This is a genomic window from Staphylococcus sp. 8AQ, from assembly GCF_902506595.1.
Classification (GTDB): domain Bacteria; phylum Bacillota; class Bacilli; order Staphylococcales; family Staphylococcaceae; genus Staphylococcus; species Staphylococcus pasteuri.
Genome location: NZ_LR733871.1, coordinates 837,404 through 849,554 on the forward strand (window position 1 = coordinate 837,404; position 12,151 = coordinate 849,554).

The window sequence follows — 12,151 nt, forward strand, 5'->3', positions numbered from 1 at the left end:
AATTTATAAAATAGCTAGAATTTATTAATTTAAAAACTATGAAAATGACTTGATTTAATGATATACTAACACGTGATTAAAAAGAGTATTAAAGTTTAGAATATATGAGAAGGTGTAAGCGTGGCATATTTAGTATTTTCTATAGTAGTTGCATTCTTTATGGGTGCAATTGTTATTGTGATTCGAATGAAGGCACAAAAATTCCCAGTTAATGAAAAGAAAATTATATTGCCTCCATTTTTTATGGCAACAGGTGCTCTAATGTATGTAGTACCATATTTTAGATTGACTAGTACCGAGATTTTAGAGTCACTTATTTTAGGTGTACTTTTCTCAACAGTGTTAATTTGGACATCTAGATTTGAAGTTAAAGGTAGCGAAATTTATATGAAACGATCAAAAGCGTTTCCGATTATCTTAATTTCTCTATTAGTTATCCGTACTGTTCTAAAAATCTTTATTAGTAACGAAATCGATCCAGGTGAGATAGCGGGTATGTTTTTCTTATTAGCATTTTGTATGATAGTACCATGGAGATTAGCAATGTATTATCAGTATAAAAAAGTAAAAAAATCAATTGTTCATTAAATATATTATAGCCACTTATCTTTAGAGATGAGTGGTTTTTTACTTGATATATAGATTAAAAAATTATAAAATAGTTACGAACAAACGTTCTATTTGGAGGTAAAAAATGAAAATAATTCATACAGCAGATTGGCATTTAGGGCGAATTTTGAATGGTAAGCAATTGTTAGAGGACCAAAGGTATGTATTAGAACAGTTTATAAAGAAAATGAAAGATGAAGAACCTGATGTCATCGTTATTGCAGGAGATTTATATGATACTACTTATCCAGGTAAAGAAACGATAAAACTATTTGAAGAAACAATTTCACAACTTAATATTGAAATGAAAATACCAGTAGTTATGATAAGTGGAAACCATGATGGAAAAGAACGTTTGAATTACGGGGCAAATTGGTTTGAACATAGTAACTTATATATTAGAACAAAATTAGAAAGTATGATTGAGCCTATAAATATTAAAGGAGTTAATTTTTATACATTACCATTTGCGACAGTAACAGAAGTGCAACACTTTTTTAAAGATGAAACAATTCAAACACATCAACAAGCACTTGATAAATGTATAATGTATATGTCAAAAACGCTAGATAAGAGTAGCATTAATGTTTTAATTGGTCATTTAACTGTCCAAGGTGGCAAAACATCAGATTCTGAAAGACCATTAACTATTGGAACTGTAGAGACAGTGGAAAAAAGATCGTTTGATATATTTGATTTTGTACTATTAGGTCACCTACATCATCCATTTAGTATTAATGAAGATAGAATTAAATACAGTGGTTCACTTTTGCAATATTCATTTTCTGAAGTTGGACAACCTAAAGGTTATCGTGTTGTTAAATTTAATAATAAAGAAAATATAAATGATTATTTCGTTCCAATAGAACCAACGAGAAAGTTAGAAATAGTAGTTGGAGATTACGAAGACGTCATTCAAGAAAAGGTAGATATTACTAATAAAAATAATTACATACATTTTAAATTGAAAAATATGTCTCATATATCAGATCCAATTATCAATTTGAAACAAATTTATCCCAATACACTGGCATTAACTAATGAGACATTTGAATATTATGATGCGATCGAACAAATTGAAATAAAACAGGAAAGTGACATTTCGATTATAAATAAATTTTATGAAAACATAACCAATGAGCAACTAAGTGATATTCAAGAAAAGAAAATTAATCAAATTATTAATAATTTGATGAGAAAGGAAGATTAATTAAATTGAAACCTGCTAAGTTAACTTTAACTAATTTTGGACCTTTCTTAAATGAAACAATAGATTTTCATAAAATAGATCAAAATCAATTATTTTTGATAAGTGGTAAGACCGGTTCTGGTAAAACAATGATATTTGATGCCATAGTATATGCGTTATATGGGGAAGCTTCAACTAAAAATAGAAAAGAAAGTGATTTAAGAAGTCATTTTGCTGATGGTAATTCAGCCATGCAAGTTACTTTTGAATTTGAACTAAATAACAAAATCTTTAAAATAGTTCGAACAGGACCTTATATTAAAGAAGGAAATACAACTAAAACACCAGCAAAGCTAAATGTTTTTGAATACAATGATAATGAATTTGATTTACGTGAAAGTATGGTGAGTGCTGGAAATCAATTTATTATTGATTTAATTGGCGTTAACGCTGAACAATTTAGACAATTATTTATATTACCACAAGGTGAATTTAAAAAATTCTTATTATCTAATAGTAAAGAAAAGCAAGGTATATTAAGAACTCTTTTTAATAGTGAAAGATTTGAACAAATTGAAAAAGCTTTGAGTGAAGATGTTAAAAATGAAAAGAAACAAATTGAAGATAGATATAAGAATATTGAAAGATTATGGAATGATATCAACACCTTTGACAGTGAAAGCCTTGAAGAATTAAAAACGATTAATGTTCAGCAAACTGAAAAATTAATAGATGCATTGCCAAAATTCAATGAATTCGGTAAAAAATTGGCTCAAAGTAAATATGAAGATAAAAATATTTTAGAGAACAAGATTTCAAAGATTGAACATAATTTGAATGAAAATAAAGAGCTGGAATCAAATTTAAAAGAATTAGAGAAAAACAAAAATCAATTTAATCAATTAAAAGAACAAGAAGAAAGCATCAATAAACAAAAGGAAAAGCTAAATAAAATCAACGAAATTAAACCTTTATCACAATTGCTTGATAGAAAAAATGAAACAAACAAAAAATTAAAACAAATAGAAAATTCTGTTGAAACATCTAAACAATCAATTAAACAGTTAAATCAAGAACAAGAGGACTATCAATACCAATTAAAAAAATTAACTGAAAGTGAAGCATCAATAAACAAAGAAAAAGCATATTTAGAAAAAACACATACTTTCTATGTTAATTTATCTAAATATGATTCAAGTTATAAAGATAAGGAAAAACTTTCATCTAAATTGGAAAAATTAAAAGAAAAGAAAGAGCAAGTTGAAAAAGAATTCTATCAATTAAAAGATTCTATTGATTCGAAAGACGTTGACTACGATGTAGTTGAACAATTATCTCAAGATATTTTCAAAATAGAAAAAAATATTCAAACAACTGAAAAGCAATTGGAAGAAGTAAAAACCAAAGAAAATCTAAATTCCAGAATTAATGAAATAAAAGATTCTAATGAGAAAACGGACAATGAAATTGAAAAATTAACCAATGCGATAGCTGATATCAATCAAAATGAAATTAATTTAAACAATAAAGAAACGTTAGTAGAACAATTACAGCAAGTTGTTTCAATAGGAGATACTTGCCCAGTTTGTGGTAATGAAATCACTTCTTTAGATCAACATATTGACTTCGAAAGCATTAATGAAAAGCAAAGGTTATTAAAGTCGTTACAAGAAGAATTAAATGAGCATAAAATAAACAAAGCTAAATTTGAAAATTCAATTAATCACCTTACTGAACAATTAAAAAATATTAATGTAGATGAAAAATCAATTCTCAATATAGATAAACTTAATACTCAACTTAGAGAAAAACAGGAAGAAAAAGTAAGACATCAAAAAGAAAATGACCGTATCTTATCAACAAATAAAAAAATTGAACAAAAAAAACAAGAAATATATGAAATAGAAAATGAAATAAAAGATACAAATGCAAAAATTGAACAATGTGAAATTAGAATTAATGATTTTGAAACGACATCTCAATTTACTAACATTAAAGAGTTTAAATTGTACTATGAACAATTAAAAAATAATGTTACTGAATATGAACAACTAACCGAGAAGTATAAACATGCCATGAGTGATACTTCTCAAAAACTAAGTATTGAAGAAAACAATGTTAAGCATCATACCACTTCATTAAATGAAAGCCAAGATGAACTTAAACGAACTCAAAAAGAAATTGAAAATGAAATGAATAGATTAAGTTTATCTTCAATAGAACAAATCCAAAGCATTATAGAAATCGTTAATGAAAAGGAATCAATCGAGAAAGAAATTAATGATTTTAATAAACAATTGCATATGTATGAAGTAGAAATAAATAGGCTAACGAAGCTAGTTTCAGATAGAAATTTGGAAGATATCGATAAAATACAAGAAAATCTATCAAAGACAAAAGAACAATTGAATCAATTAAATAATGAGATAGCAACGCTAGAGTATCAAATCAAATTAAATGAACAAAAAGGAAATGAAGTTGAATCTAATATAAATTACTTGAATAAAGAGTTAAAAGAACAACAAGATATCTTTAATCTGTCTGAAATTTTGTCAGGTAAAAATAGTCAAAAGTTAACCTTAGAAAATTACGTTCTTGTATATTATTTAGAAAAAATAATCGCTCAAGCTAATATTCGTCTTGCAACTATGAGCGGTCAAAGATATCAGTTACAAAGAAGAGCAGCTTTATCACAAGGGTTTAGTGGTCTTGAAATTGACGTATTTGATTTTTACTCAAATAAATCTAGACATATAAGTTCGTTATCAGGAGGGGAAACGTTCCAAGCGTCATTAGCTTTAGCATTAGGTTTAAGTGAGATTGTACAACAAGAATCTGGAGGAATTTCATTACAATCTATGTTTATTGATGAAGGATTCGGTACTTTAGATCAAGAAACACTTGAAACAGCACTAGATACATTAGTTAATTTGAAATTTACAGGTAGAATGGTAGGAATCATATCTCATGTAAGTGAATTGAAACAACGAATACCACTCATTTTAGAAGTGACATCTAATCAATACCAAAGCACAACACAATTTAAATGGAATTAATAATCATAAAGTTATAAAAAAACGATTTATCAACTTCTATAAATTAGGTTGATAAATCGTTTTAATTAATAATTATTAATTTTTTTCTCGTAATAAATCTCTGATTTCTGTTAAAAGAACAGTGTTTGCTTCTAATTCTTCTTCTGGTTCTTCTTTTCTCATTAATGTATTTGCGATTTTCACAAAGATAAATAATGCAAAAGCTATGATTATAAAATCAATTATTGATTGTATGAATAAACCATATTTAATTCCCCAGAAAGCCCAGTCTTCTGCGAAATTGACAGAACCAAATATTTTACCAATTAATGGCATAATAATGTATTGAACTAATGCAGTGATAATTTTATTAAATGCAGCGCCCATAACTACGGCTACAGCTAAATCTAATACATTGCCTTTTAATGCAAACTCTTTAAACTCTTTAAGCATATAAAAAAATCCTTTCATAACAATATATTCGTCATTATACATCATATAATTAATTTAGAAAATAGTAATTTTAATCAAATTTGATTCTAATATGGAGCTTTGTTATCCTATAGTAGTGTTTTAGTAAAGTTAATTGTTTTAAGATAAAAAAATAATAATTTAATTTTACTAGTTTGAAAATTTAATAATAAGAAGGGAGTAATTAATTATGAATTCTTCTTCTGAAGAAAAAAATGGTAAGAAGATTTCTCCGGTGTTTATCTACAGTGCCATTGTCGCAGCAATTGTTGTGTTAATTGGTGCCATTTTCCCATCTCAATTTGACACGGTTACTAATGAAGTCAAAATGTGGATTACTGATAAACTAGGTTGGTATTACCTAATATTAACTACAGTTATTGTTTTCTTCTGTATTTTCCTAATCTTTAGCCCTATAGGGAAACTTAAGTTAGGTAAACCAAATGATAAACCAGAATTTAATACAATTTCTTGGTTTGCAATGTTATTCAGTGCAGGAATGGGTATTGGTTTAGTTTTCTATGGTGCAGCTGAACCTATGTCACACTTTGCTTCACCACCTGATGCTGATCCAAAGACTACTGAAGCATATACAGAAGCGTTACGTTCTACATTCTTCCATTGGGGATTCCACGCATGGGCAGTATATGGTGTAGTAGCATTAGCACTTGCATATTCTCAATTCCGTAAAGGTGAACCTGGTTTACTTTCAAGAACGCTAAGACCACTTTTAGGAGATAAAGTAGAAGGACCTATTGGAACATTTATTGATGTTTTATCTGTATTTGCTACTTTAGTAGGTGTAGCTGTATCACTAGGTATGGGTGCATTACAAATTAATGGTGGTTTAAGTTACTTATTCGGAATTCCAAATACAACTTGGGTTCAAGCAATTATTATCGTTGTTGTAACGATATTATTTATCGCTAGTGCTTGGTCAGGTTTAAGTAAAGGTATTCAGTATTTAAGTAATTTAAATATTGGTTTAGGTGCCATATTAATGATTATTACATTAATCATTGGACCAACTGTATTAATCCTTAATATGATGACAAGTTCAACAGGTAGCTTGTTAAATACATTCTTATTCAATAGCTTTGACACTGCAGCATTAAATGGTCAAAAACGTGAATGGATGTCAACATGGACATTATACTATTGGGGCTGGTGGTTAAGTTGGAGCCCATTCGTTGGTGTATTTATTGCCAGAGTTTCAAAAGGACGCTCAATCAGAGAATTTATTTCAGGTGTACTATTAGTACCAGCAATTGTAAGTTTCATCTGGTTTAGTGTATTCGGTGTTCTTGGTATTGAAACAGGTAAAAAACATCCAAAATTATTTGATATGACTCCAGAAACACAATTATTTGGTGTATTCCACCACGTTCCGTTAGGTATAGTGTTATCATTCATAGCACTTATTTTAATTGCTTCATTCTTTATCACATCAGCTGACTCTGCAACATTCGTTTTAGGTATGCAGACAACATTTGGTTCATTAAATCCAAACAGTGCAGTTAAAGTAACTTGGGGAATTGCTCAAGCACTTATTGCATTCGTTCTATTATTAGCTGGTGGCGGAGATGGAACAAAAGCACTCAACGCGATTCAGAGTGCCGCCATTATTAGTGCGTTCCCATTCTCCTTTGTCGTCATACTGATGATGATAAGCTTTTACAAAGATGCCAACAAAGAACGTAAATTCTTAGGCTTAACATTAACGCCTAATAAACACAGATTAGAAGAGTACGTTAAATATCAACAAGAAGATTATGAATCTGATATTTTAGAAAAACGTGAATCAAGAAGAAACCGTGAAAGAGAAGAATAATTCAATAATTAATTCTTTTAGAAATGAGTGAAGATACTACCGGCTCTATATAGGGCTGGTAGTATTTTTTTATCTATAAAAAATGAAAACTAATACTTGCGATTGATAACCATTCTCAATTAATAAAATTTACTTATTGCACTAACGTCTTATGATAAGTTTTGCTTATACTACCTGATTAAAAATGCGAAATGAAAATCGACGTCTTTCTACTCTTATATAGTTGTTTTCGAAAACATATAATAATACAATTTAAATAAGGCATATAAAATATAAAGATTTTCAAGGGGGATATCAAATGGCTTCTAATTTTAAAGAAACAGCAAAGAAACAATTTGATTTAAATGGCCAATCATACACATACTATGATTTGAAATCATTAGAAGAACAAGGTTTAACTAAAATTTCTAAATTACCTTATTCAATTCGTGTATTATTAGAATCTGTATTACGTCAGGAAGATGATTTTGTAATCACTGACGATCACATTAAAAAGTTAGCAGAATTCGGTAAAAAAGATAATGAAGGTGAAGTACCTTTCAAACCATCTCGTGTTATTTTACAAGACTTCACTGGTGTACCAGCAGTAGTTGACTTAGCGTCTTTACGTAAAGCAATGAATGATGTTGGTGGAGATATTAACAAAATCAACCCAGAAGTACCAGTAGATTTAGTTATTGACCACTCTGTACAAGTAGATAGCTACGCTAACCCAGACGCATTAGAACGTAATATGAAATTAGAATTCGAAAGAAACTATGAACGTTATCAATTCTTAAACTGGGCAACTAAAGCATTTGACAATTATAATGCTGTACCACCTGCAACTGGTATCGTTCACCAAGTAAACTTAGAATATTTAGCAAATATTGTTCATGTCCGTGACGTTGAAGGTGAACAAACTGCTTTCCCTGATACATTAGTTGGTACTGACTCTCATACAACAATGATTAACGGTATTGGTGTATTAGGTTGGGGTGTCGGCGGTATTGAAGCCGAAGCAGGTATGTTAGGACAACCTTCTTACTTCCCAATTCCAGAAGTAATTGGTGTTAGATTAAGTAATGAATTACCTCAAGGTTCTACTGCAACTGACTTAGCTTTACGTGTAACTGAAGAGTTGCGTAAACGCGGTGTAGTAGGTAAATTCGTAGAGTTCTTCGGTCCTGGTGTAACAAACTTACCATTAGCTGACCGTGCTACAATCGCTAACATGGCGCCAGAATACGGTGCAACATGTGGTTTCTTCCCAGTTGACGAAGAATCACTTAAATATATGAAATTAACTGGCCGTAAAGCTGATCATATTGAACTTGTTAAAGAATATTTACAACAAAATAATATGTTCTTCCAAGTTGAAAATGAAGACCCAGAATATACTGAAGTAATTGACTTAGACTTATCTACAGTACAAGCTTCATTATCTGGTCCAAAACGTCCACAAGATTTAATTTTCTTAAGTGACATGAAAACTGAATTTGAAAAATCAGTTACAGCACCAGCTGGCAACCAAGGTCATGGTCTAGATGAAAGTGAATTTGATAAACAAGCTAATATCAGTTTCAACGATGGTAGAACAGCTACTATGAAAACTGGTGATATAGCAATTGCAGCTATCACTTCATGTACAAACACTTCAAACCCTTACGTTATGTTAGGTGCAGGTCTTGTAGCTAAAAAAGCTATCGAAAAAGGCTTAAAAGTACCTGAATATGTTAAAACATCATTAGCTCCAGGTTCTAAAGTTGTTACAGGTTATTTAAGAGATTCTGGATTACAAGAATATCTTGATGATTTAGGTTTCAACTTAGTTGGTTATGGTTGTACAACATGTATCGGTAACTCTGGTCCATTATTACCAGAAATCGAAAAAGCTGTTGCTGACGAAGATTTATTAGTAACATCTGTACTTTCAGGTAACCGTAACTTTGAAGGTCGTATCCATCCATTAGTTAAAGCTAACTACTTAGCTTCACCACAATTGGTTGTTGCTTATGCTTTAGCTGGAACTGTAGATATTGACTTAGAAAATGAAGCTATTGGTAAAGGTAAAGATGGCGAAGATGTTTACCTTAAAGATATCTGGCCAAGTATTAAAGAAGTTGCTGACACAGTTGATAGTGTAGTAACACCAGAATTATTCTTAGAAGAATATGCAAATGTTTATGAAAATAATGAAATGTGGAATGAAATCGATGTAACAGATGCACCACTATATGATTTCGATCCAAATTCAACATATATTCAAAATCCATCATTCTTCCAAGGATTATCTAAAGAACCAGGAACAATTGAACCATTAAAAGACTTACGTATTATGGGTAAATTTGGAGATTCAGTAACAACTGACCATATTTCTCCAGCAGGTGCAATCGGTAAAGATACACCAGCAGGTAAGTATTTAATTGACCACAATGTTCCAATTAGAGAATTCAACTCATATGGTTCTAGACGTGGTAACCACGAAGTAATGGTACGTGGTACATTCGCTAATATCCGTATTAAAAACCAATTAGCTCCAGGTACTGAAGGTGGCTTTACAACTTATTGGCCTACAGACGAAGTTATGCCTATTTATGATGCTGCTATGAAATATAAAGAAAATGGCACTGGCTTAGCTGTATTAGCTGGTAACGACTATGGTATGGGATCTTCACGTGACTGGGCTGCTAAAGGTACAAACTTATTAGGAGTTAAAACAGTTATCGCTCAAAGTTATGAACGTATTCACCGTTCAAACTTAGTTATGATGGGTGTACTTCCATTACAATTTAAACAAGGTGAATCAGCTGATTCTCTTGGTTTAGAAGGTAAAGAAGAAATTTCAGTAGATATCGATGAAAATGTAAAACCTCATGATTTAGTTACAGTTCATGCTAAAAAAGAAAACGGAGAAGTTGTTGATTTCGAAGCAATGGTTCGTTTTGATTCATTAGTTGAATTAGACTACTATCGTCATGGTGGTATCTTACAAATGGTATTAAGAAATAAATTAGCTCAATAATAAAAATCAACTGTGCTAACGTTTAGGTTAGCACAGTTTTTTTATGCTAAAATACATATGTAATGTATAAGTTAAGGAAGGATTGGAATTCAATGATTTATAGTTTGACTGAAATTGAACCAAGATATCAAGAAACAGATAAAATGGGTGTGATTTATCACGGTAATTACGCAACATGGTTTGAAGTTGCCCGTACAGATTATATTGGGAAATTAGGATTTAATTATGCTGATATGGAAAAGCAAGGAATCATTTCTCCAGTTACCGACTTAAATATTAAATATAAAAAATCTATTTTTTATCCTGAAAAAGTAACGATTAAGACATGGGTAGAAAAGTACTCAAGGTTACGTTCAATATATCGTTATGAATTATTTAACGAACAAGGTGAACTAGCTACAACAGGTTACACTGAATTGATTTGTATGAAAGCTGATACATTTAAACCTATTAGATTGGATCGTTATTTTGCTGATTGGCACGAAGTATATAGTAAAGTTGAAGCTTTAAATAAAGAAGGTATAGATGAAGAAGTAACAAATGGTATCGATCATTTGTAATTAAATTAGCATCAGAAAATGAAAATAGCCTAACATTGCTCACTTTAGTGGCATTGTTAGGCTGTTTTTAAATTACTTTTTACTGTAAGAAATTTCATCTTCATGATCAACTGCATCTACTACAATATGATCATCTTCAAAATACCATAAATCTTTCTCAGCGATGACTAAAGTGAGTCCGTCAAATTCTTCTTCATATGCCACTTCTACATCGGCTTTATTTTCAACATTAAATGCAGGGCTAAACCCTTGTTTTAATTGGAATTCTCCACCATAACGTACAAAAAAGTGTAATACTTTGTCATCTTGAGGTAAGTCAAACTCATCTTTAAACCACTGAACTGCTGGTTGGGTAAGCTCGATTTTCATAAATAGTTCCTCCATATTAATTATCCATATTTTTTAGGGGTTAAATTGTGAATTTTATTGATAGTAGAATTATAGCATAGCTTAATATCCTAATATAATTATTTTAACTTAATGAGTTATAAGCCACTATCAAAGACTAAAGGTATATCAAACTATATAAAACTCACCAATAACATCATCATAAATCAAAACATTTAACAAAATAAAAAGCACTCAGTGTGATATAAATTTCATATATCATACTAAATGCTTTGTATTAATTATTAAGTTTTAGATTTTTTATTTACATCCACGTTATCTTAGGTTCTTCACCTTTAAAGATTCTAACAATATTTGTTTTATGACGTATGATTAATATAATGGCAACGATTGCGCCTACTGCTAGTAATATATAGTCCTGAATAATGAGCGAACCAATAACACAACAAATAGCTGCTATGATGCTTGATAAGGACACATATTTAAATAATTTTAATACAGCGAAGAAAATAACTGCTAAAATTAATAAAAGAATAGGATTAACGCCTAAAACTACCCCAGCACTTGTTGCAACAGCTTTACCACCTTTGAATCCTAAATAAATTGGATATACATGACCCACAATAGCAAATAATCCTACGATCAGGCCATGGGTAAAGAATGTACTTATAGGTCCATCTGCATGTACAGGTAACCATATAGGGAAGAAAACAGTTATGAATCCTTTAAAGATATCTAAGAATGTAACTACAAAACCTGCTGGTCTTCCTAATACTCTGAAACTGTTTGTTGCTCCAGTGTTGCCACTACCAAATTGTCTTATATCCTTTTTAAAGAATAACTTTCCAATAACTAAACCACTTGGAAAAGCTCCTATAAGATAACTTAGTATTAACATGACGACAATCATCATAAAATACACATCCTTTAATAACTTAGCACTATTTTACCATATCCATCTCATATTAGAACAATAAAAATTACATTTTGAATATGAATAATCAGTAAAATAAACTGTTTTATCAAGATGACACTTGCAATTTATTCTGATTTATATAAGAATAACTATTGTATAGTTTTAAAAACGAACGTACGTTTGTAGGA

At 30.2% G+C, this 12,151-nt stretch carries 9 protein-coding genes; 6 read left to right on the forward strand and 3 right to left on the reverse strand.

What is annotated here, in order from left to right; genetic code table 11:
* Window positions 1-120: 120 nt before the first annotated feature.
* The 3 genes from GVY01_RS04220 to sbcC all read left to right on the forward strand — a co-directional run bounded on the left by GVY01_RS04220 (window position 121) and on the right by sbcC (window position 4,854).
* Window positions 121-588: a CcdC family protein gene (locus tag GVY01_RS04220; protein WP_017637363.1), complete on the forward strand. Its 468-nt coding sequence runs from the start codon at window positions 121-123 to the stop codon at window positions 586-588.
* 106 nt (window positions 589-694) lie between these two features.
* Complete coding sequence (sbcD, locus tag GVY01_RS04225) at window positions 695-1,819, forward strand: exonuclease subunit SbcD (RefSeq protein ID WP_159333652.1); 1,125 nt, start codon at window positions 695-697, stop codon at window positions 1,817-1,819.
* 5 nt (window positions 1,820-1,824) lie between these two features.
* Window positions 1,825-4,854: an exonuclease subunit SbcC gene (gene sbcC / locus GVY01_RS04230; protein WP_108017032.1), complete on the forward strand. Its 3,030-nt coding sequence runs from the start codon at window positions 1,825-1,827 to the stop codon at window positions 4,852-4,854.
* Between the two features lie 75 nt (window positions 4,855-4,929).
* On the opposite strand, the gene mscL is transcribed toward sbcC, so the two are convergent.
* The gene (gene mscL / locus GVY01_RS04235; RefSeq protein WP_017638422.1) at window positions 4,930-5,286 is read right to left on the reverse strand and encodes a large conductance mechanosensitive channel protein MscL; all 357 of its coding nucleotides are present in this window, start codon (window positions 5,284-5,286) and stop codon (window positions 4,930-4,932) included.
* 208 nt (window positions 5,287-5,494) lie between these two features.
* Here mscL and GVY01_RS04240 point away from each other — a divergent pair, with 208 nt between their 5' ends.
* From GVY01_RS04240 to menI, 3 genes are all read left to right on the forward strand, one after another.
* Window positions 5,495-7,135 (forward strand): BCCT family transporter, encoded by a 1,641-nt coding sequence (locus GVY01_RS04240; RefSeq protein WP_029055395.1) that lies wholly within the window; start codon window positions 5,495-5,497, stop codon window positions 7,133-7,135.
* A gap of 298 nt (window positions 7,136-7,433) precedes the next feature.
* On the forward strand, window positions 7,434-10,139 hold the full coding sequence (gene acnA, locus GVY01_RS04245; RefSeq protein WP_017638424.1) for an aconitate hydratase AcnA: 2,706 nt from the start codon (window positions 7,434-7,436) through the stop codon (window positions 10,137-10,139).
* Between the two features lie 92 nt (window positions 10,140-10,231).
* On the forward strand, window positions 10,232-10,699 hold the full coding sequence (menI, locus tag GVY01_RS04250; protein ID WP_017638425.1) for a 1,4-dihydroxy-2-naphthoyl-CoA hydrolase MenI: 468 nt from the start codon (window positions 10,232-10,234) through the stop codon (window positions 10,697-10,699).
* A 72-nt stretch (window positions 10,700-10,771) separates the two neighbouring features.
* On the opposite strand, the gene GVY01_RS04255 is transcribed toward menI, so the two are convergent.
* Window positions 10,772-11,068 (reverse strand): HesB/YadR/YfhF family protein, encoded by a 297-nt coding sequence (locus tag GVY01_RS04255; protein WP_017638426.1) that lies wholly within the window; start codon window positions 11,066-11,068, stop codon window positions 10,772-10,774.
* Window positions 11,069-11,351: 283 nt separating this feature from the next.
* A complete protein-coding gene (plsY, locus tag GVY01_RS04260) occupies window positions 11,352-11,960 on the reverse strand; it encodes a glycerol-3-phosphate 1-O-acyltransferase PlsY (RefSeq protein WP_017638427.1) in 609 nt (202 codons plus the stop codon).
* Window positions 11,961-12,151: the final 191 nt, after the last annotated feature.